Origin of the sequence: Pseudoalteromonas sp. SG44-5 (assembly GCF_014164175.1) — a bacterium.
Classification (GTDB): domain Bacteria; phylum Pseudomonadota; class Gammaproteobacteria; order Enterobacterales; family Alteromonadaceae; genus Pseudoalteromonas; species Pseudoalteromonas nigrifaciens.
Genome location: NZ_JACJES010000011.1, coordinates 32479 through 55479 on the forward strand (window position 1 = coordinate 32479; position 23001 = coordinate 55479).

17 protein-coding genes and 1 other RNA gene are annotated in these 23001 nt (G+C 37.5%); 7 read left to right on the forward strand and 11 right to left on the reverse strand.

What is annotated here, in order from left to right:
* The first annotated feature begins 20 nt into the window (after positions 1-20).
* Positions 21-656: an NAD(P)-binding oxidoreductase gene (locus H5079_RS12085; RefSeq protein ID WP_011328740.1), complete on the forward strand. Its 636-nt coding sequence runs from the start codon at positions 21-23 to the stop codon at positions 654-656.
* Between the two features lie 5 nt (positions 657-661).
* Here the strand turns inward: H5079_RS12085 and H5079_RS12090 are convergent, their stop codons facing one another.
* Positions 662-1420: a sulfite exporter TauE/SafE family protein gene (locus H5079_RS12090; protein WP_182684168.1), complete on the reverse strand. Its 759-nt coding sequence runs from the start codon at positions 1418-1420 to the stop codon at positions 662-664.
* A gap of 595 nt (positions 1421-2015) precedes the next feature.
* Here H5079_RS12090 and gltS point away from each other — a divergent pair.
* Positions 2016-3230, forward strand: a complete 1215-nt coding sequence (gene gltS / locus H5079_RS12095) for a sodium/glutamate symporter (protein ID WP_011328742.1) — start codon at positions 2016-2018, stop codon at positions 3228-3230.
* Between the two features lie 105 nt (positions 3231-3335).
* On the opposite strand, the gene H5079_RS12100 is transcribed toward gltS, so the two are convergent.
* Together H5079_RS12100 and ssrA are read right to left on the reverse strand one after the other, a co-directional pair.
* Positions 3336-7097, reverse strand: coding sequence for an EAL domain-containing protein (locus tag H5079_RS12100; protein WP_182684169.1), 3762 nt, complete (start codon positions 7095-7097; stop codon positions 3336-3338).
* Positions 7098-7649: 552 nt separating this feature from the next.
* Positions 7650-8006, reverse strand: a transfer-messenger RNA (tmRNA) gene (ssrA, locus tag H5079_RS12105).
* Positions 8007-8275: 269 nt separating this feature from the next.
* Here ssrA and H5079_RS12110 point away from each other — a divergent pair.
* Positions 8276-9901 (forward strand): DUF342 domain-containing protein, encoded by a 1626-nt coding sequence (locus H5079_RS12110; RefSeq protein ID WP_182684170.1) that lies wholly within the window; start codon positions 8276-8278, stop codon positions 9899-9901.
* Here H5079_RS12110 and rnt read toward each other — a convergent pair.
* Positions 9885-10583 (reverse strand): ribonuclease T, encoded by a 699-nt coding sequence (rnt, locus tag H5079_RS12115; protein ID WP_182684171.1) that lies wholly within the window; start codon positions 10581-10583, stop codon positions 9885-9887. The genes H5079_RS12110 and rnt overlap by 17 nt on opposite strands.
* A gap of 207 nt (positions 10584-10790) precedes the next feature.
* Between rnt and H5079_RS12120 the strand changes: the two genes are divergently transcribed.
* On the forward strand, positions 10791-11669 hold the full coding sequence (locus H5079_RS12120; protein ID WP_011328772.1) for an OmpA family protein: 879 nt from the start codon (positions 10791-10793) through the stop codon (positions 11667-11669).
* 10 nt (positions 11670-11679) lie between these two features.
* Here H5079_RS12120 and H5079_RS12125 read toward each other — a convergent pair whose 3' ends face one another.
* On the reverse strand, positions 11680-12570 hold the full coding sequence (locus H5079_RS12125; protein WP_182684172.1) for a DMT family transporter: 891 nt from the start codon (positions 12568-12570) through the stop codon (positions 11680-11682).
* 220 nt (positions 12571-12790) lie between these two features.
* Here H5079_RS12125 and H5079_RS12130 point away from each other — a divergent pair, with 220 nt between their 5' ends.
* A complete protein-coding gene (locus tag H5079_RS12130) occupies positions 12791-13993 on the forward strand; it encodes an aromatic amino acid transport family protein (RefSeq protein ID WP_182684173.1) in 1203 nt (400 codons plus the stop codon).
* 195 nt (positions 13994-14188) lie between these two features.
* Complete coding sequence (locus H5079_RS12135) at positions 14189-14554, forward strand: hypothetical protein (RefSeq protein WP_089368578.1); 366 nt, start codon at positions 14189-14191, stop codon at positions 14552-14554.
* Between the two features lie 73 nt (positions 14555-14627).
* Here the strand turns inward: H5079_RS12135 and H5079_RS12140 are convergent, their stop codons facing one another.
* A complete protein-coding gene (locus H5079_RS12140) occupies positions 14628-16814 on the reverse strand; it encodes a TonB-dependent receptor (RefSeq protein ID WP_182684174.1) in 2187 nt (728 codons plus the stop codon).
* Between the two features lie 385 nt (positions 16815-17199).
* On the opposite strand from H5079_RS12140, the gene H5079_RS12145 reads away from it, so the two are divergent.
* Positions 17200-17790, forward strand: a complete 591-nt coding sequence (locus tag H5079_RS12145) for a LuxR C-terminal-related transcriptional regulator (protein WP_182684175.1) — start codon at positions 17200-17202, stop codon at positions 17788-17790.
* Here H5079_RS12145 and H5079_RS12150 read toward each other — a convergent pair.
* From H5079_RS12150 to H5079_RS12170, 5 genes are read right to left on the reverse strand one after another with little or no spacing between them, the layout of a single operon-like run.
* Positions 17780-18631: a hypothetical protein gene (locus tag H5079_RS12150; protein ID WP_182684176.1), complete on the reverse strand. Its 852-nt coding sequence runs from the start codon at positions 18629-18631 to the stop codon at positions 17780-17782. The genes H5079_RS12145 and H5079_RS12150 overlap by 11 nt on opposite strands.
* The gene (locus H5079_RS12155; RefSeq protein ID WP_182684177.1) at positions 18621-21029 is read right to left on the reverse strand and encodes a fimbria/pilus outer membrane usher protein; all 2409 of its coding nucleotides are present in this window, start codon (positions 21027-21029) and stop codon (positions 18621-18623) included. Before H5079_RS12155 ends, H5079_RS12150 begins: the two co-directional genes overlap by 11 nt.
* A 5-nt stretch (positions 21030-21034) precedes the next feature.
* Positions 21035-21760 carry a hypothetical protein gene (locus H5079_RS12160; RefSeq protein ID WP_259398064.1) on the reverse strand — a complete coding sequence of 242 codons (726 nt, stop codon included), beginning with the start codon at positions 21758-21760 and terminating at the stop codon, positions 21035-21037.
* The gene (locus tag H5079_RS12165) at positions 21760-22464 is read right to left on the reverse strand and encodes a molecular chaperone (RefSeq protein ID WP_182684178.1); all 705 of its coding nucleotides are present in this window, start codon (positions 22462-22464) and stop codon (positions 21760-21762) included. Before H5079_RS12165 ends, H5079_RS12160 begins: the two co-directional genes overlap by 1 nt.
* 55 nt (positions 22465-22519) lie before the next feature.
* The gene (locus H5079_RS12170) at positions 22520-22996 is read right to left on the reverse strand and encodes a hypothetical protein (protein WP_182684179.1); all 477 of its coding nucleotides are present in this window, start codon (positions 22994-22996) and stop codon (positions 22520-22522) included.
* Between the last annotated feature and the right edge of the window lie 5 nt (positions 22997-23001).

A 23001-nucleotide genomic window follows, 5' to 3' on the forward strand; every position in this document is an offset into this window, starting at 1 on the left:
AACAAATTTAGGAGTTAATGATGAGTAAAACCTTAATTATTGGCGCAAGCGGGCAAATTGGTAAAATGACTACCGAGTTATTACTCCAGCATGAGCATAATGTAATCGCTTTAGTGCGCAATAAAAATAAACTAAGTGATTTAAATAGCGTACATTTAACTATTATCGAACAAGATTTAGAAAGCGATTTTAGTGACGTAGTAAAAGACTGTGAGCAAGTTATATTTGTTGCTGGCTCAGGCGGCGGTACAGGTGCTGATAAAACCTTATTAATTGATCTGTGGGCTGCTACTAAGGCAATTAACTTTTCAAAAGAGCACGGTGTTAAACACTTTATTATGGTGAGCTCGTTAGGTGCTGACGATCCTGATGCAATTCAAAGTGATCTAAAACCTTACCTAGTAGCTAAACACATGGCAGACAGATACCTAATAAATAGCGGCCTTAGTTATACCATTGTACGACCGGGTGCATTAACCAACGAAGCTGCATCAATGCTTATTAGCACAACACGACCAAGCGATCGTTCAAATGCAAAAATAAGCCGAGAAAACGTTGCTCATGTTTTATTTAACATTGCGCAAAACCAATGTAATAGCAGTTGTATTTTTGAGCTTTTTGATGGCGACAGCCCTATTAAAGCTGCGGTAAAATAATCTGCTTATAGCAATATTTCACTTATGCCTTGCCAAACCAATTGGCAAGCCATAAGTGTTAATATAACCTTAAAAATAGTTTTAAAACGTGCTGTAGGCATACGTTTAAGTAAATAAATACCTAACCAAGTGCCTAGCGCACCACTGGCTATCATACCTATCACCAATGGCAACCATTGCCAAAAGTTAAACCCAATAACAGTATAAACAAACGCCTTTAACACATGCTGTAGGGTCATAATGCTAGAAAACGTTGCAGTGAACTTTAATTTGTCATAATTATTAATATGCAAATAACTCGCTACTAGCGGTCCACTTGCGCCAACAAACATAGAAATAAATGCCGTTATTAAACCCGCAACTAAACGCCCCAGCTTTGAGTCGTTTTTAAATTTAGGCGTTTTACCCCACAATAAATAAACCACAAATACCGCAACCGCCAACTTCATACCATCTAACTGAATATCATTAACTACAGTGCTAGAAATGCCAGCGCCAACCAACCCACCAAGCGTAAAGTAAATAAACATACTTTTATCTATATGTTTAATGCTCAACACTAGTCTATTTGCATTCGATCCTAATTGTACTAAGCCATGCACTGGCACCACGACCGTCATTGGCATAATTGATGCCATAACAACTAATAACATCAGCCCGCCACCGGCACCAAACGCGGCAGATACAAACGATGTAAAACCTGCAAGTACAATAAGTAACAGCGCTATACAGGGAGTAATAAACTCTGTAGCCAATAAACCCATATTTATGCTCTAGGGTGAATAACACCTTATATTGAGGCTTATTTTAGTGATTTTGTATAACCATTAGGTATAACACGCATAGTTTAAATTGCGTTCAAAAAATATAAGCATTGTGTAAAGCCACAGCACATTAAAGCTCAGCATTAAGTTTAAAATATGCTTACAACAATTAATTATAGATTCAATTTTAAAATTAATAACCCGCTATAAATTAGCCCAAACACGTAACTAATAAAAATGAACTGTCCCTTTATCTATTCAACTTTTAACAATTACACCCAACTTTGTTTGTTGTAAAAAAATACAACCACATTAAAACTAATGAATAAGAATTACTTTATGGCTGTGTTTGCTGCAAAATAGTATACAAACTTAAAATATGCATCTTGATCGGTAACCGGTATATGCTAAGCTCCTGCCCTCAAAATTAAACTTTGCCTGTTTTTTATTAATGATTTGCTAAGTTGCAAGGTACTGCTTTTGCTTATGGCGCTCTAAAGTTTTGAACTGCTAATCTGTTGATTACCTCTTCACGGTCAAACTTTGGTTCATGTGCAAACAAAAATATACCATATTAAAAAGGTTAAATGCGCTTATGAATATTGAAATTTCTATTATAGAAACCTTGTTAGTTTCTTTGTTAATACTTTTTGCAGGCTATTATCTCAATAGCAAAATTGCTTTTCTTAAAGACAACAACATTCCTGAACCCGTTGTGGGTGGTATTGCCTTTTCTATTATTGCGGCCATTCTGCACGTTTACTTTGATATTAACTTTCAATTCGATATGACTTTTAAAACCCCATTAATGACCATGTTTTTTACCACTGTTGGTTTGGGTGCGAGTTTTAGCTTATTAATTAAAGGTGGCCCTAAAGTCGCGCTGTTTTTGGGCGTCGCAACAATTTATTTATTGGTACAAAATGCCTTAGGCATATCTATTGCGGTAGCAACCGGTATGGAGCCTTTAATGGGCTTAATTGGCGGCTCTGTAACACTCTCTGGTGGCCATGGTAGTGGTGCTACGTACGCTGATTTATTTATTAATGAATATGGTATGCAAAGTAGCGTATTTGAACTGGCAATGGCGGCCGCTACGCTTGGGCTTATTCTTGGTGGCTTAGTTGGCGGCCCAGTCAGCAGGCGCCTCATTAATAAATACAACTTAAAAGCAGACACTTCATACCATGAAGAGCGCGATGACACAGTTACCTTCGACCCAGATGATCACGACCTAGTAACACCGCGTAAAATGATGGAAACCTTGTTTGTTATATTATTATGTATGTACTTAGGCCGCATGGGCTACGACGCATTAAAAGCAATTGACGTTATTTTACCAGCATTTTTAATCCCATTATTATTTGGTGTTTTTATTACTAACCTTACTGAATTTTCTAAAATTTATAAGGTAAGCCGCGCCTGTATAGACTTATGGGGCACTATGGCGCTATCAATGTTTTTAGCCATGGCTTTAATGTCGTTAAAAATATGGGAGCTGCTGAGCTTAGCCGGCCCAATGATATTTATGATTTTAGTACAAGCCGTTATGCTAATGCTGTTTGCTTACTTTATTACCTTTAGAGTAATGGGTAAAAACTACAACGCCGCAATAATAGCGGGCGGTCATTGTGGTTTTGGTTTAGGCGCAACGCCTACCGCAGTTGCAAATATGGAATCTTTAGTATCTCGTTACGGCCCCTCACCACAGGCATTTTTAGTAGTACCTTTAGTGGGCGCATTCTTCATTGATATTACCAACGCACTCATTATACAGCTGTATTTAAGCTTTCCTTTTGTTAGCGGTTAATAGCCGCACTTAAGCTATTGCACTCACGTGAGCCAGCGCTGCCTTAATGTTTAATACAATAAAAAGTGCTTATTATTAAAATAACAGACAAAATAAACTTTCTAACTACCAGCTATTTTCAGCAGAGCCACTGGGCTCTGATGGGCAATTAATAACGGTCGCATTTTGAATTAATAGCCGCTTTGCATCTGCAAACGGCACAGGCCTAGAATACAAAAAACCTTGTACTAAATCGTCTTTATACTGTAGCAATAAACTGGCTTGTTCTTCAGTTTCTACCCCCTCAGTAACAACCTTCATACCCATAGAGTGAGCTAATGAGTATATGTTACGCAATACTAACAGTGATGCCTTTTGCTCCGATGCTAAATTAATAATGCTCCGATCTATTTTTAAAGTGGATATAGGATACTTAGTTAAATAACTTAACGAAGAATACCCAGAGCCAAAATCGTCTAAAGCAATACTCACCCCTATATTTTTTAAATTAGTTAATAGCGTGTAAGTTTTATCACTCTCATCCATTAAAGAAGATTCAGTAATCTCCAGTTCCAATTTTTCCGCTGGTAACGAACTGCTTTTAAGCGCATTACGCACAATATTTACTATATCGCTAGTATGTAACTGCTTGGGAGAAACATTAACTGATACATTTCCCTTTAACAGCCCTTTGCTATGTAAATCTGCGGCTTGTTTGCACGCAGTTTCAATTACCCATTTACCAATCTGAGCTATTGAACCATTATTTTCGGCCTCATCTATAAATTTATCAGGAGGTATTAAACCCTCAACTGGGTGGATCCAACGAATTAGTGCTTCGAAACCCTCTATAGAACGGTTGATTGGGTTTAATTTAGGTTGGTAATATAATTCGAACTCTTGATTACGTAATGCATATTTAAGATTAGTTTTAATTTTAATTGTTTCAGCTAACTTACTTTTGAGCAGCGAATTAAAAAAGTAAGCTTGATTTCTCCCGGCTTTTTTAGCGGCATACATGGCGCTATCTGCATGAATGAATAATTCGTGTTCATTGTTGCCGTCTTTTGGATAAATGGCTACTCCTAAGCTTGCCGACCCACTCACAGTTACATCATCAAATTGATACGGCTTACACAGATTACTCGTTATAAGGTTAATCACTTTAAAGTAATCTTTGTCATGCTGATTGAGGTTAAGTAACAGCACAAATTCGTCTCCTCCTAATCGCGCTAGGTACCCCTGCTCACCCACACTTTCCTGCATTCTTTTAGATGCCTGCTTTATATATTCATCACCCACCTTATGGCCATAAATATCATTTGCATCTTTTAAATTATCTAAATCAAGAACGACCAAAGCAAAATCACATTCTGGTAAAGAAACTAAATCACTAACTTTTTGCTGAAAATCAAATCGATTAGGTAAGCCTGTTAACGTATCGTGGCGCAGTTGATACTCTAATACTCTTATTTGTTTACGCCTGCTAAAAATAAACAACAAAATAATAAATCCAATAAGAAATAATAGGCTAGCGAGCATGTAATACCAATATGGAATAGCAATATAAACATCTAACCGAGCAACATTATTACTCCATAAATTATCGCTATTAGTGCCTTTAACTTCAAAGGTATAATACCCTGGTAAAAGATTACTATAAAAAGCTTGGGGAGTAGTGCTTACATTGCTCCAGCTGTCATCAAATCCTAATAATCTATAACTAAAACTATTATTTTCTGGGTTAACGTAATCAAGCGCAGCAAAATGAAATTCAATATTTCCGTCTGCTAATTTTTGAATATAATTATCAGCCATGCTTTTTTTATTTATACTTTGGTACACACTTTCTTTATTCGATAATACTTTAGTTATTTCGACTTGCGGAGAATATTGGCTTAACGCTATTTCATTAGTGTCTACTTCAACTAAACCTTTCGATGAACTAATCAACAACTTACTGCCTGATAAATACGCACTGGCAAACATGAACTTTAAATTATTAATATTAATTAAGTTTTTAAAGATCTGGACATCTTGTGATGCGATACTAAACTTTATTAAGTCGCGGTTACTGGTAAGCCAAATTGTCTGTGAGCTCACAGCAAGCGCCGTAATCTCATTACTTGGCATTCCTTGATCGGTAGTGAAATAAGTGATGTCTACCTCGACTGAATCAGTCTTGGTCTGTATTTTAACTAAACCTAATCCTTGTGTTGCAATCCAAAATACCCCCTCCTTACCTTCCCGAATAGAAGAAACCCTAATATATTCTCGCTTAGCTGCGGTACCACCTAGTTTATAATGCTGGTAAGCGCCACTTTCACGATTCACCCTAAACACCCCATCCGTAGTGGCCATCCATATTTCACCGCGTGAAGACAAAATAGTTTCGTTTGTAAAATTCCCCTCTTTGGTATAATCACTCTCATTGGTATGCATAAAACGCTTGATAACGCCTTGCTCTGGATGAAATAAACTTAACCCCACATTATTGTAACCAGTAAACCAAACCCCTCCCTTTGGCTCAGCTAAAACAGTGTAAATCGACTGATTTGGTAGCTCAAACTTATTATCTTTAGCATTACTAAAAAAGTGGAGAGCTTGTTGTTTTACATCAAATAACCCCACACCAGAGCTTGCAGCCATCCATATTTCACTTTTGCTGCTAGCAAAAGACCAAATATCATCAACTTCTACAGAATCAGAATTCAAAACGTTTAAAAAATTTGGCGTGATCTCTCGGCTGATATTATTTATTAAATCAATACCACCATCACTAGAAACTAAAGTGTTGTTTTCTTTATACGGCGTGGCAGTATATACAAAGCTTCCAGATAGTCCTTTTCCCTGAGGCAGCGCTCTGTAAATATGCACGCCACGTTGCTGAGGAGATAATTTTGAGACTCCGGAGTCAGTGCCAACCCAGACAATACCGCTCTCATCCTGATAAATATTTCTGATAGTGTTACTAACAATAGAGTAAGCATCGAATTGCCTATTTTGCACCGATGAAATATTACCCGATGCTAAATTTAATACCGACACACCTTTAGTGTAATGTCCAACCCATAATTGATCTTTGCTTACTTGCTCGATAGAGCTCACTGCATTTTCCATTAACCCTGAAGCCTGAGTGTAATGATGAAATTCATCTGATTGAAAGTTAACGAGAAATAAACCATTATACTCAGTAGCTATAGCGACCCAGTCATTGCTCAGTAGCTTTAAATTTACTATGTAATAATTTCCTAATAGTTCTAATTCTGGGTGAGTGGTTACTATTGCTTTAATACTCTCTTCATCAGAAGCAGTTTTTTTCAGTCCATTCTCCGTTGCAAATAAAATATCTCCATTAGCCATTTCTGTAATTGCTGTAACCTTATTGTCTGTTGCTGCAGTGATTTTTTGAAAAATCTGGTTGTCTGGTTTATATAATACAAGCCCTTCTCCTGTTGAAATCCAAAGTCGGTTTTTTGAATCAATAAAAAGAGTCAATATCCAACTTGACGGTAAACCATCATCTTTTTTAAAAATATCAATACTGCCATCAATGTTAATTCGATTTAACCCATCCTCAGTAGCGAGCCAGAGATTACCGCTTTTATCTTCGGCTATTTTATTTACAAAATTATTAGAAATATGATCAGTCGAGCTTGGTGAAAAATAAAAGTGCCTAAAAGAATAGCCATCGTACCTGATTGCCCCTCTAGAGGTTGAAAACCAAATGAAGCCATTTGATTGCTGAAATGTTTGCAGTATTTCTAGTGAGGGTAAGCCATCTTCAAGAGTAAGGTGTTTGAAAATGTAGTCTGACGTATTTGCGGATGCAGATAGGCAATATATTGCTAAAAAAATAAATTGAAAAAATTTTAAAATAAGGTGCATCCTGTACCTCTACATTGAATTAATCTAAGTTACCCAGTATTATTTTTATCTTTAATTTGCAGTCGATTAAGCAATTTTTTATAACAAATTATATACAACAACTTAATGTACTACTTAAAATACACAATGTCACTGTTCGTTGTAACAGCGACTTTCAATATAAATGCGGAATAATTTGAGGTACTGAGAATTATAGATCAAAATTTAACATATGGTTTGTAGCAAAAAAGCCGAATACCCAGATAACACTAATTGTTGTTAATAGTTAACAATAAAATTTAAAAACCAACATAGGCAAAACTGGAAGAGTGGACACCTTCATTTACTTTAAAATAAAAACGTTAAGGAATATTTTGTATCATTAATGTAATTTAGGGGGTTACTAAAATAAAAAGCAATTATATTTATACTATTTAAAAATAGTTTTATACAGTCTAGCTACTATTTTACGAGTTTACTTAGAAATGAGCCATAAAAAAACCCGCAAGCTTGATTTCTCAAGCGTTGCGGGTTTTTTAGGGTTTTTAGACAAACGAATCTAAAAACCGATATTGGTGGAGCTGGGGGGATTTGAACCCCCGTCCGAAAAGCCTCGACCGTCGGTACTACATGCTTAGTATTGTCATTTAATTAACCTTTAAGTCCCGGACAAACACGGTAAATAAAGGCGAGGCCGCTTAGTTTTAACGCTTCAACCCCGGCCAGGGTTTCCATCGCGATCAGGTGTTAGGGTGACACTCCAAAATCTAGTCCACAAGAATACATAGAAGGAGCGCTAGCTGGCCTAAGCCGCTAGAGAGTAGTTATCGTCGTTTGCGATTACTTTAGGTTGCGGCTGTTTAACGAGGCAAACCGCACCTCGACATGCACCTTGGGCTTCTTGAATTCCGTCGAATCCTAATCAGCCCCTGAATTAGTAACTCATTCAGAGCGTACGGCTAGTATAACCGAGTAACATGCTGATACTCAAGGGCCTTCGACGCTTTATTTTATTTACTAAGCACTATTGTGCATTAAACAGGCAAAGCTATGCAAACAACCCGAGTAAGCAATAGCATTTACTTAACACTCTCTCTGCTTTGTGCTCAAATACGAGATTAAAATTTATTTAATAACAAATTTTGATCTTTATATAAAAAATAAAATAATAACAGGCATATTACGTAGGGAATTTATAAATGTCGGTTTTCTCATTTAATCAACAAACAGGGTACTTGTCTTTATTAAAGCATCCTATAGACAGTGGTTTTATAGCAACAACAACACAGTTAATAACATTGATAGAGCAATCCCAGTATTGTGACTTTGAGATTATAGCTGTCAATATTAGTAAGTTATTTACGCAAAGTAAAAATTACCAAAGCGAATCGTTGATTGTTGCACACGCAATTAATGCCGCTATTACTATTAATATTGATGACAAAAATATGGTAGCCGAAGCAACGATTAAAACGGCAAAAGGTGGTGTATTGCTATCAATGCAAGACGCACAAAAAGCACTTTTTGATGCTGGTATTAGTAAGGGCATAAGCCCACAAGCCTTAGATAACTTTTTAGGACAGCAATTTGAGCACCCAGCAGGAAGCGAATATTCTGCAATTATTGCGCATGGCCGTAACCCTAAAAAAGGCCTTGACGCCAAATTTGTACGTTTGTGTTCAACCGCACAAGATCGCGTACTTAGCCCGCAAGCTAAGGAAGGCGGTAAAGTTGATATGAAAAATTTAGGGGCAATTATTACGGTAAAACCAGGCACGCCACTTATGCAGCGAGTTGCGGCTACTTTAGGTGAAGATGGTTATACTGTATTTGGCGATATTATTTTAGCAAAGCCCGGAAAAGAGCATCAATTGCAGCCCTTTGAGGGAACCAAAATAGATCCTAATAACCCAAATATATTAATAGCTGATTGCAAAGGCGTACCAGTTGCCCTCCCCCGTGGAATGCGTGTGGATGACGTGTTATGTTTTGATAACGTAGATGTAAGCACCGGCCATATTAACTTTACCGGTAGCGTAATTATTAGTGGTGATATTAAAGATGGTATGCATGTTAAAGCGAATGGCGACATTACTGTTTTAGGCTTTGTAGAATCAGGAACAATACACAGTAAAGGTGCAGTAACCATTATGCTAGGTGCCATTGGCCGAAAGCGCGAAGTTGATGAAGCATTTAGTTGCCACATAATTGCTCAGCGGACTATTTGCGTTGGATATGCGCAGTATTGCCACATAGAAACAGCGCAAGATCTCTTTATTGAACGCCAGGCTTTACATTGTGATTTACGCGCTAAGCGATTAATTAGAGTAGGAAAAGCGAACAATCCGCGCGGTAAAATAATTGGCGGTAATATATTAAATGCACTGCGTCTTGAAACTGGTGAGCTGGGTGCGCCCGCAGGAACTAAAACCAAGGTGTTTTTAGCACAACATTGGTTTGAACTGAGAGAAAAGCAAACTGAAATTTTTGACTTTGAAAAGCTGCTTGCTGATAAATCTGCTGTGCTAAAAAATGCGCGAATTAAGGCCAACAAAATCCCAGCGCCGGCACAACGTCAACTATATTTAGATAAAATAAAACTTAATGAGCAGCATATACAAACACGTACTGCCCAGTTACAACGTCAAAAACAGCTTATTAAGCATAAAATAATGCAACTATTGGCCACCAGCCACTTAAAAGTTAACGATTTAATGCATCCGGGTGTGGAGCTTAAAATAGCAAAAGACACTAAGCAGTTTTCGCGTATTTATCCGCCCCATTTAGTCAAACTAAGCGAAGGTAAAATTACTCAGACGTTTTAGCATCATCGCTATCACTATCATCTACTTGTAACTCAGTATCGGTGTTTTCTAATGCCGCTAGTGGCCAACCGCCTAGTTGTTGCCAGCGATTCACTATTAAACAATAAAGCTCAGCGGTACGCTCTGTATCGTAAAGTGCTGAGTGTGCTTGGCTATTATCAAATTCAATACCCGCTGCTCTACATGCTTTGGCAAGTACAGTTTGCCCTAAAGCAAGCCCTGCTAACGATGTAGTATCAAAACTTACAAATGGATGGAACGGCGTACGCTTTATATTATTACGCTCTATTGCTGCATTTAAAAAACCATGATCGAATGCTGCATTATGCGCAACCACAACTGAACGTTGGCAGCCGGCTGCTTTTTGCGCTTTGCGCACAACTTTGCAAATTTCTTTAATTGCATGCTCTTCAGGCACGGCACCGCGCAGTGCTGAAAATGGATCAATACCATTGAACTCAATGGCCGCTTGTTCAATGTTAGCGTCTGCAAACGGTTCTACATGAAAGTGCACCGTGTGATCTATGCTAAGCAATCCTTCATCATCCATTTTTAAAACAGATACTGCAATTTCTAATAAAGCGTCGGTATCTTTATTAAACCCGCCAGTTTCAACATCAATTACCACTGGAAAAAAGCCGCGAAAGCGTTTTGCGAAAAGTGTTTGCTCAGTATTTGCCATAGTCTTCTTGGTTTGTAGGTGTAAGCCATCTATTATGTCAAAATTGGGGGCCTTTCGGCTAGGGGATTTATTGATTAATTATAGCTAAAACTATAGGCATGTAATTTGCTTTACAGTTAGAGCTTACTCAGTATTGTTTACTATTAAGTGCTATTACACGGTATTTTGCCAAATTATTGGCAATACTGATTTACTGGAGAATTCCCGATGAAGTTTAAGTTGTTATTTATTAGCCTTGGTATTACCAGCGCACTTTGCAGTTATAGCAGCTATGGTGCTATGCGCCAATACATTGCCGATCAAGACAACTCTAATTGGCAAGTAGTTAAAACCTCTCGTTTACAATGCCAGTTAAATCATGAAGTTCCATATTATGGCGAAGCCATATTTAATGTTAATGCAAGTAAAAACAAAGACCTTACTTTTAATTTAGATATGGTTGTTCGCCCTGATAATTATGCTATTGCGGGCTTAAAAGCAGTGCCACCAGCATGGCGAGCCGGTACGCCAGTTCGCGATATAGCTGACATGAAGTTACTTAAAAAGTTTGACGGCGAACTGGGTAATAAAACCGCATGGGAAATGCTCACCGAACTTGAAAAAGGTAATCAGCCTACTTTTTATTATCAAGACTGGCAAAATAGTGCCGATAAAATTGCCGTAGGCATGTCGGGGGTTAATTTTAAACAAGCCTATTGGGCCTTTTTACAATGCCGCGATGAATTATTGCCATATAGCTTTGAAGATATTTCGTTTACGGTAATGAACTATCAGTCTAACAGCAGTAAATTAACTAAATCTTCGCAGCAACGTTTAGATAAAATTGCTGAATACTTAAAAAATGATCCAAGTATTGAGTCAATTAATATAGCGTCTTATACCGATAGCTATGGCGGTCGATGGAATAACCTAGACCTTTCTAAAACACGCGCTAAAGCAATTAAAGATTATATGATTAGTTTAGGTGTTGATGAAACTAAAGTGCATACCGATGGGTTAGGTGAAAAACGTTTTGTAGACACTAACGATACTATTTTAGGGCGCAACAAAAACCGTAGATTAGTAATTCAAATAGCGAAAATATGATGCTTTAACATCATATTTTTTGCTTATTTCGATTAACTATTTGCTCGCCAAACTGAAACACACCTAAGCTTAGTAAAATAATAACCGCACCACTGATAAGCTCCTTGCTAAGCGGTTCATTATTAAGCCATGCGCCAAGCCCTAATGCAAAACTTGGGGTAATAAGCATGGTAAGTGCAACAGTACTGGCATTTAAGTTTTGTAATACATGAAAATACGCCAGCGCTCCTAACAATGAGCCAAATACTCCTAAATAACCAATAGCCCATATTGATTTAGCACTCCAATTTTGTATATTTAATTCACCGTCTAGCAGCAACCAAGCAATAAAAAATAAAGGTGTTACAAACACCAGAGCACCAAATGTAGTTGCCATAGGGTGAATAGCAATTTTAACCCGCTTGATCATCACTCCACTTAAACTAAAAAAACACACCGCTATAAACACATATAACAAACCAAGCCCCTGAGTTTGCGAGTGCTTAATTTGGTTATAGCTGACAAAATATAATCCGATTAGGGCACATGCAAGTGCGATTAGCTTAATTGCACTAAACTTAGGCTCGTTAAGGAGTTGCTGGGCAAGTAAGCCCGATAAAATAGGCGCTAAGCCAAACATTAATGAAATAATGCCTGAGGGCACTGTTTTAGCCGCCATATAACTAAGTAACATGCCACCAAAAATACCTATGCTAGAGTAAAAATAAAGTAAGCAGGCATTTTTATTCCACGGCACCCTAATACGCGTAATAGCTATAATTACAGCACCTAAAGTAAGCCCTACCAACATACGTAATAAAACCGCTAATGTTGGCGATACTGTATCGCTGCTCCACACTATACCTAATGGTGTGGTTGACCATATAAGAATCATTATAAAGTACGATACTTTAATTGGCACATGCCGCTCCTTAGCCATTAACAATAAAACTCAAAAAACTTCAAATAAACTATACGCTTAAAGCACTTTTTTAATAGTTAATATTAATAAAAGATGCATTTAAATTACAGTTGTAAATAGATAATTACACTTTATTTTATTTCTTTTATAACAAAACTATTTAAGTTTTGGTTAACTAGTTATATCTTGCGTACCTCTCAAGATTGATCAGGATCATTAAGTGCTTAAAAATAAAACAATAGGTAGCATGTTAATTGTTGCAGGTACTACCATAGGTGCAGGTATGCTGGCCTTACCAATTGCATCAGCCGGACTAGGGTTTAGTACTGCGCTGACATTAATTGTCGGTTGTTGGTTATTAATGACCTACACTGCACTGCTAATGCTTGAGCTCCATCAATATGCTCCTCGCGATGCGACGCTAAATACCTTAGCTAAACTTTGGCTTGGCAAACGTGGGCAATATGTAGCTAACTTTTCGGTGATATTTTTGTTTTACGCTTTGTGTGCAGCTTATATTGCTGGTGGTGGCGCACAACTTCAAGATCGCATAAACACGGGGTTTAACGTGAGTATTGCACCGCAACTGGCCTCTGTTTTACTGGCGGTTTTAATTGCTGGTGTCGTAACTCTGGGTACCAGTAAGGTCGATAAATTTAATAGAGTGCTGTTTTCAATAAAAATAGTGGTACTTGCCAGCCTGTTTTATATGTTAACGCCTTATGTACATGGCCAACATTTACTTGAAATGCCAGTAGAGCAAGGCTTAATACTCTCGGCTATTCCGGTGGTATTTACCTCATTTGGTTTTCATGGCTCTATTCCTTCAATTGTTAAATACGTAGGATTAGAAATAAAAACACTGCGTAAAGTAATGATAGCGGGTGCAACGCTACCGTTAGGTATTTATATTTTTTGGCAAATATTAAGCCAGGGTATTATGAATCAAAATGATTTGCTCAATAGCCAAGGTTTAAGTGGCTTTGTACAAAGCATGGCGAGCATAGCGCACAACCCAAACGTTGCCACTGCCGTTAAGTTATTTGCTGATCTTGCATTGGCCACTTCATTTTTGGGTGTAAGTTTAGGCTTGTTTGACTTTTTTGCCGACACTTTCAAAAAAGCAGATACAAAAGCGGATCGAATTAAAACGGCATTAATTACCTTTATACCTCCTCTTGGTTTTGCCATATTTTATCCGCAAGGGTTTATTATGGCGCTTGGCTACGCAGCGATTGCCTTGGTTATTTTGGCCGTTTTTTTACCTGTAGCTATGGTTTATAAGCAACGTAAAAGTACACAGAACACAGGTTATAAAGTACGCAGCGGTAATATTGGCTTAGCCATTGCAGCATTATGCGGTTTAACTATTATTAGTGCCCAAGGCCTACAAATGGCCGGATTAATACCCGCAATAGGCTAATTCTAATAACTCCCGAGCTTAATGCTCGGGGCTCAATAAACCGTAGTTACACCCAAGTATTGAGCCAATTTAAACAGCTTAGGGCAATCACTTTTATCCATTAATTTAAAATTTAATCGTTTTGTTACGGGTATGTTCATTTTCGTTACTTATAATGGTGTTAAATATTATTTTATATCGATGGAAAAATTACACATGAATAAATTAGCAGGTTTAGCATTATTAGGCACTTTACTTACATTAACCGCGTGTGAAGATGCCAAAGAGATCAAAGAAGACGCTAAAGACACCGGTGCTCAAGTGCAGCAAGAGCTAGACAAAGCGTGGACTAAAGTAAAAGAAACCACTCACGAAATTAAACATGACGAGTCGCTAAATCAGTTATTACAGCAAAGTAAAGCAATGGGTTTAGATATGTACGATGACGGCAAAGAAGTTGCTGTTGATGCGTGGATAAAAAGTAAAGAAACGGCAGGCGACCTAACCGAAAAAACCAAACAAAAAGCACGTGAAATTGCCGAAGAAATTGAGCAAGCACGTAAAGATCTTAACAAAGATTAATTTTGCTCTACTAATATTAAAAAAGGTAAGCCGCGGCTTACCTTTTTTGTTTAAATGCGTTAGCTAAATTAGTTTACAGCTCGAAGTCTTTTTTGAACTTTAAACCAAATTCACTGCGGTCATTACTGCGCATAACGCCAACAAAACCAGTTTGTTGTAGGCGTCCTACATCGTACACTTCGTTTAATACGTTTTCACCATATAGCGTTACTTCCATATCGCCGTACGGGTTAGTGTAAGAAATATTAAAGCCAACTAACTCACGAGAATCAATTGTTTCGCTATAGTTAAATACTGACTGACCTTGCATTTCACTGCGGTACGAGTAGTTTGCATTAAAAGCCAGAGTGCCACCGTTATTTAAATCCATAAAATATGAAGGCGCAATCATCACAGTCCAGCGTGGTGTTAATGCAGGCGAATCGCCTTTACCAATTCCTTGTACGCCTGCTGCTACTTCACTAATTTCTGAATCTAAGTAACCCACTGCACTGCGAATAGTAAAGTCGTCAGTAATGGCTACTGTTGTTTCAAGCTCAATACCTTGCGCTTTTGATTGACCAGCATTTTCAACGATAGTTACAAAACCACCGCCCGAAGTAGGGTCTGAAAATGGCAGCGCTAAATCTGTGTAGTCAGTTACAAATACAGCCAACATCATAGATACATTTTCGTGTACTTGGCCTTTTAAGCCAATTTCGTAGTTAATTGCTTTTGTTTCATCAAATGATGAAAACTGATCAGGCCCGCCAAATGGACGCGGTGGAAAGCCACCTGTTTGGTAACCTTTTTGAACTTGACCATACACATTCATATTATTACTAAGCTGGTACGAAGCATTTATATCCCATGTCACAGCATCAAAGTCTGCAGATACATATTTACGTTCGGCAAAAGATGGAAAAATCGCATTCGCTTCTTTTTTATCTTTTGAGTAGCGCAGGCCACCACCAATGCTTAAATCGTCGGTTAAATCGTAGCCGGCATTAAAGTAAGCAGCATAAGAGTTGGTTTCTTGATTTATTTCGAAGAAGCCAAAACTGTCAGGCGTATTGTATGGGCTAAATACAAAGTCTTCTGAGCGGGTAAAACCATCTTCATTAAAGAAGTATAAGCCAGATACAAAGTCCATGTTGTCATACGTTGCGTTTAACTGAACTTCAAATGAGTATTGATCAGCACCACCTTGCTCTGGAAACTCAGATAAATTAAGCGCTGATGCATCATCATCTAAGCCGCCTTCATATTCAGAGGTACGGTAGCTTGAGATAAATTTACTAGAATAAGTGTCGTTAATTGCCCAATCAGCAGCAAATGAAGTACCCCAACCTGAGTAAGAAGTTGATTCAATACCCGCAACGGTTGTGCCTAAATCATCTGGATTTGCCGGAATTAAGTCTGGTGTTAATAATGGGAAATCGCCATTGTTCTCATCATTTGGATCAAGTGGTGCGGTAAGCTCAATTGTATAAGGCGATTGGCCCGATTCGTTATCAACGCCATCTAAAGAAAAAGTAAATGCAAGGTCGCTAGTTGCTTGGTATTTAAATGCAACACGGCCACTAAACTCTTGCTCTTCACCAATTTCCTTTTCTGGGTTAGCTAAATTAACTGCAGTACCCACCCCATCACGCTGCTTGTATGACGCACTTGCCGACATACTTAAATCATCAGTTAATGCGTTATTAAAGTAAATATCGCCTGCTACACGACCGCGGCTACCCACTTTTGCAGTCGTTGTTAAAATGCCTTCATCACCTGGTTGCTTGGTTATTACATTAACCGCGCCACCTAAAGTATTACGGCCATATAAAGTACCTTGAGGGCCACGCAATATTTCTACACGCTCAACATTCGGTAGCGATAAATTTGACCCCATTTGACGGCCTAAATACACACCATCTAAGTAAACCCCAACACCAGGATCGGTAGTAATAACATGATCTTGAAGGCCTATACCGCGAATAAACACAGATGCATGTGCCGAGTTACCCACGCCATAACGAGTAATATTTAAATTAGGTACATACTTACCAATATCTTCTAAATTACTCATATTGGCTTTATCAATGAGGTTTGCACCTATTGATGTAATTGCGGTTGGAGACTCAAATAAGCTTTCTGTACGTTTACGAGCGGTTACTTCTATTTTTTCAAACGCGTCTTGCTTTGCTGTTGTTTTGGTTTCTTCTGCATTTACTGAGGTAGTGAGTGCAGCAATAATTGCTAAGCTTAACGGTGAGAGGTTGCGTAATTTCAAAAATAATCTCCAAAGGGTATAGGTTTTGTTATGCGTTATATTTTTATAAAATATAAATTGTAGGCATAAAAAAAGATGCGTTGTAGCATCTTTCCTCTGGATGTAAATTATATGATATAAACAAGATGATATGTATCATTTTCTAATATTTTATTAATAAAAACCCTGCCGCGCCACAACTCCTCGCTAAAAGTTATTCAGTAAAACGCCATTCACCTTAAATTATTAAAATGAAGAGGTAAATAAACCCACAGAGCCTATTGCGTATACTACAATTAAACAAGCGATTTAAGTTAAATAATAAACGATTTGTACATTATTCCACCATTGATATTAACTGAACTTAGGAATATAGTATTAATACTTAAGTATATGGAATAAATTTATGGCAATTGAAAATGTAACGAATAAACAGATAAAGTGTTTAAATACTTCCGGGTATACTTCTTTATTTTGTGTGGCGACACAATACAATATACTGCTGGTAAATTATCAAGCACTTAACGTTATCACTAACTATGAACTAATTAATCAGTTTATGTTAAAAAATGAGCACCAAGGGCTTGTTATTTTTGACGTGCCTAAAGACAGTGATGTTATTCCATTAAAAGAATGGCCTAACTTAAAGGGCTTATTTTATGCTAATACAGACGAAGCTCTTTTTCACCAAGGGTTAGAAGCGATTAATAAGGGAGAACTTTGGTTTCCTCGCGCAGTTACCGATTGTTGGATGAGGCAAATGCTGGCTAGCGAGCAACAAACAACACTGCAGTCGAATAACCTTACCTGTAAAGAAATTAAAGTTTTAAACTTACTGTTTTCAGGAATGCACTCCAGTGCTATTGCCGATAGCCTGTTTATCAGCGAAGCAACTGTGCGAGTTCATTTACATAAGGTGTATCAAAAAATCGCCGTTAAAAATAAGCAGCAAGCACTTGCATGGTGTCAAAAAAACTTAAACAAAGTTAATAGTTAAGTGGGCTAATTTGAAACCTTATAGTATCTGTATACTCACCAGCGGCTTGCTCTTTAAAGTCAGCTAACTGTATTTTAAGTGGCAATAAAAACACAGTTTGCCCAGCGTATGAAAACGTTTTATTTGTATCATGACTCAATCCTAACCAATTACCCGCCAAATCTAAATTATAATCTATCGCATATTGTTGCTGATACATACTGTGCACTAACTTACCTTTATTATCAGAGCTAACACGCAGCCGAACATCTGAATTAGTCACTACTTGCAGGCTAGGTAACATAGCGTATTCTTGCAGAGGTATTAACTCTCCTAAGTTAATGGTATTTGCAAAAGTATTATAACCAAGCACCGACAGGCTGGTTCTTGGGGCAATATCTGTTTCAATGTCAAGTTGACGCTCATCGAGCAGCTGATTATTTTGATCATAAAGTTTTATTTGCAATCTATCTGTGTATAACCCTGCCTTTACCGGTGTACCCGATGGGATCAAAAGTTTAACTTCAGCCGCCGACTCTACAAGTTGTAAACGACTAATTGATGAGCTGACTAACTGCTGAGTATCACTGCGAAATTGATAAGCAATACTTTGAAAAGCACCTCTTAACTGCGCTTGGTTTTCACTGGTTAATATTATATGCAGCTGGCACTGCTCGTCATTTATTACATTAATGCGCAGCTGCTTTTTTGCATCTACTTTTTGTAATGCATGGTACTGATCAAAGTCATCAAATAGGTGGGCAATATTATCTAACCTTGCATTACACTGTGCATAGCTAATATGAGGTAAAAGCAATAAAGCAAAGCCGCTAATAAAAGTAACCATTTTTTTAGTGTACATAAATATTTCCTTTTCTTTGTAGTTGCTCACCTTCCTTTACATCTAAAATAAATTGCGATTTTTCGCTATTATTTAATTTAACTTCGTAACTACAAGGTATAAGCCCAGTTAGTGCAAAACGACCTGATTTATTAGTAAAAAACTTATGCTCTTTATTACTTTTATCGCTAGAACAAATAGCAACGCCAACTTGTAAAGCTAATGGCTGCTGTTGTTGGTCAAGTAAAGTGGCGATAACCGATATATTTGCAGCAGTACCAATCATTACACTGTGACCACTGCGATAAGATGGAAAAAATACCACTAAACCAGAACCTAAATCGTAACCAGGCGCTAAATCATCAATATCAACAGAAACAACTGTACTATCGTATGAGCTAAGATCGTTTAATAACATAGTGTCAAAATCTGCGTTATTTGCTCTGTATTGATCTTTATATTGGCCCAAGGTTATTTTTTTATCTTTTAGGCTCGAGTGGGGTTTAATTAAAGCAAAGCTGTCGTATATAGGCTTACCTATTGCCCAATCATCTCCTGCAAATGCTACGCTGGATGCAAAGCTTACCCGACTTTGATGATAAGCTGAACTTGCATTTAATTGCTCATAAAAGCTAGCATGATCTAAACTTGCTAAGAACCGGTTGCCATTATATTGCGTGTTTAAGTCAAATAATGCTTCATTTTGGTCATTATGTTCAATTCCTGTTCTTAAACTAAATGCTCCTACATAGCGTTGGTTAGCATCTTGGGTGTACTCTAAACGTGTTTTGTTTCTACGTGATTGGTGAGATAACTTTAAACGTCGATCATTACTAAACTTATAGGTTAAAGAGAGCCTAATTCCCCACTCTGCATTATCTGCTATTTCATCCCATTGAGCGCCTAAGCTATAGCGCCAATTGCCATTACTTACATCACCTGTAAAGTTAACACCTGCAGATTTATCAAATTGAACTTGGTCATGCGCTCTTGATACATTTGCAAAAAAAGAGGTGCGTAAAGTAGGGCTATTAAAAAAACTATAGTTAGCTTGGATTAAATGCTCTAGTAAGCGGGCACTATCTTGCAGCTCAGGCCGATAACCTAGTGCTCGAAAGTCTTTAGTAGAGTACTCATAGCCAAAACTATAATCCAGATGTTTATCACTATTATCGGTAAAGTTACTGTATACAAGTCTATACGCATAACCTCTTTTATCGCTAAAGCTAACTGAGTTCTCAAATGCGACTTGTCCTAATTTAGCTGCATAAATATTTTTAAATCCAACCTGTTGCACAATTTCATCAGCTTGAGCTGCAAAGCCAACAGTCCAACTTGGCGATATACCATAATCGAGGTAAGTACTGATTAACGGATAATCATCATTATAATCTAACTGATCTGTTAATTCTGATGGCACCCCAATATGGACTTCATATTCTAGCTGTCCCTCTGCAAATAAGTCGAGCCCTGTAGTAACGTCAAAATTAACATAACGTACGACACCTGCAATATCAGTGATCCGCAAGCTGATATTATTACTCCCCTCATTCAATGGAATATCATCTAATGAATATATGCCTGCTGTTAAATTTAATCGCTGTACAATCCTATCGTCGACTAACACTTCAACCGAAGACGGACTATCTAAGGTAAAACTTCTAGATGCACTGGGCCTTATTTGTCTATCGGAAACCAATGAAAAATCATGAGCAAACGACACGCCCAGAATACGTGACGTAGATTGAAAATAACTACCCGAGCTGTAATTATCGCCTATTGATATGCGAGCTCCTTTTAACGGCAAGTCATGCACTAAGCGTGTGCCTAAACGTTTAACATTTGATGAAGTTGCCTCAACATCTGATAAATACTCAAGTTCATTTTCTACTACCCATCCCCGCCAGTTCATTACCATTTCAGCGCGTGCCGCTAATTGTTTGTCCTCTGTATCTGTAATACTATTTTGTTGGTATAAATAGCTAGAATAAAGATTAACAAAGCCACTTAAGTTTGCAACTTCAGACGCTTGTAGTCTTCTATCGTTTGATTTTAAGCTTAATGTTTGCGGGCGGGTTAAGTTAAGAGGCGCATTTATTTTTAAACTAAAGTCGCTTAAGTCAAAGTTAATCACAAAGCCAAATTTCTCTAACGCTTGCTTGCTAAGCATACCATCAACAACTTTAGCTTTTAATGTAGTAAGACCTTGTGGATAGAGTTTTTCATTGAACACTGTTTCAACTTCGTCCCACTTAAGTAGTAAATTATCACCAGGCTCCACAGCAAGCGTTATTCTTCCTATAGAGGTTTTATTAAGCTCAGCCTCAACACTTAGCTCAATCGTTCGGTTAGATGGGTTTATTGTTGCTAGGCTTACTTGAGTGAATAAAATTAATAATAAACAAATAAATATACGCATATTTATTACCTCATTAATTCTAAGCGTAAGCTTTTAAAACTATCCTTTTTTATCGATTTTGGTTTAGGTATTTTTATATAGTGGCTACTATTAGGTGCAAAAAACACATCATAGCCTTGTGCTTTTAATTGTTGCTTTAAAATGCGCTCTATTAATACTCCAGAACTTTCATCAGTTAACTTGATCTCATAATCACTTAATCGACTCGCACCTAGGCCTTTATTTATTATATTTACCATAATGTCTGTTCCCTCAATATGAGACTGCCCAACGGCTAAATCTGCTATTAACTGCGGTTGATCAACATGCACAATTAAGTTCACATTAAGCAGCATGGTCAATTGCGATGCTTTGTCTGCTAAGTGAGCGTTTAATGGTTGCTCAATCAAGCTAACTTGGTAACTTTTATCTGTGGTTGGTAGTACTTTATCTAGCCATCTAAATTGAATACGCTGACTTTGCCCTGCTTGTAGCAATAACGACGGCGGAAACACCCACAATGGCGAATTTTCTAACTGTACTAATTGTGGTTCATCTTGTGTAAATTGAATTTCGTATACCTGTATATCAAAGGCAATATCACGTGGTAACTGATTGTGTACTAAACTAGATGCGCCATTTGACACGCCATTTGGTGAAAAAGTAACTACCATGGGTGTTACTTCTAAAGCGTAGGCGGGCAAAGCTAACATTACAAATAATAATAAATAATAATTCAGCAGCCTACACATTAGAACAGCACCTCTAACTCACTTTGCTCTGCATTGAATTGAGCTGGTATTTTTATCGTTACTTCTCGACTTGAGTTAGGTAAAAGTAATTTCCCACTTAATGCTTTACTTAAATCTTCCCCTTCAAGCACTAACTTTTCATTATTTCCTTTAATTACCCACTGCGATTGCGTTAAGCGAATATATTTATTGCCGGTATTTTCTAATAATACTTTCCAGATATCATTAGATTCTTGTGTTTTACTTTTAATTACTAATTTAGCTTCTGCGTTTTTTGGCACCACATTAAATAATGTTTTAAAACTAACTGACATACCAAAACCAGAAGTTGTTCCCTCAGCTACATCAACAGCCACTTGGTTTACTGTAATTCGATAGGCTTTTGAAGCCTCTATAATAGGTTCACCAATATATCTAATAATTACAGATTGGCTTTTTCCTGGTGGGATAATAGTTGTCATGGGTATAATTAAAAAGTCTTCCTCATTACTGACCAGATCCTCATTCCCTTCTTCAGTTATCAGCAAATCATGTGCTGACACTTCAATAGTTAAAGGCTCGTTAGAAGTATTGAGTATGCGCATTGTTTGCTGCGATTGACTACCCATAGATTCAAGTTCTGCAACCATAGGCTGCACCTGAAAAGCAACTGTAGAAAATGAGGTGAAAGTGATAATTAAAGTAAATAAAATTATATAGCGCATATGATTCCTTCCATAATAAATGAAAAAAGGCAGCCTAAAACTGCCTTAATAATAACTAATTAGCTATAATCGATAGCTTTAGCGTGTCTGCGTACGTACCTGAGTATAGCGCAGCTTGCTTAATAGTAATTTTAATAGTACCGCTTAGGCCATTTGCTAAACCCGCGCTACCACTTTCATCTTGAACTACACTTGTATCATTAGCGCCTGTCATTGCCTTTAAGGTCAGTGCATATGGTGCAGCATTTAGTTCAGCCCAATAACCAACACCCTTGTCTTCTTGATCTGCATTTTGTAAATGCCCTTCAGAGGTTGTTAGTGAAACTATTGCCCCATCTGGATCATTACATTTAATACTAACACCGACAGTCTGAGACGCTCCTACTGATAATGCAGGAAATAAGACCGCGCTGCCGCCAGTCGTTGATGCTTGACAGATTGATGCTACTGCACCACCAACGTTAAGGTTTTCTGCTAGTGCTGCACCTGATGTAAGTGCTGCGATTGCTGATAATACGATTAACTTTTTCATTGTTA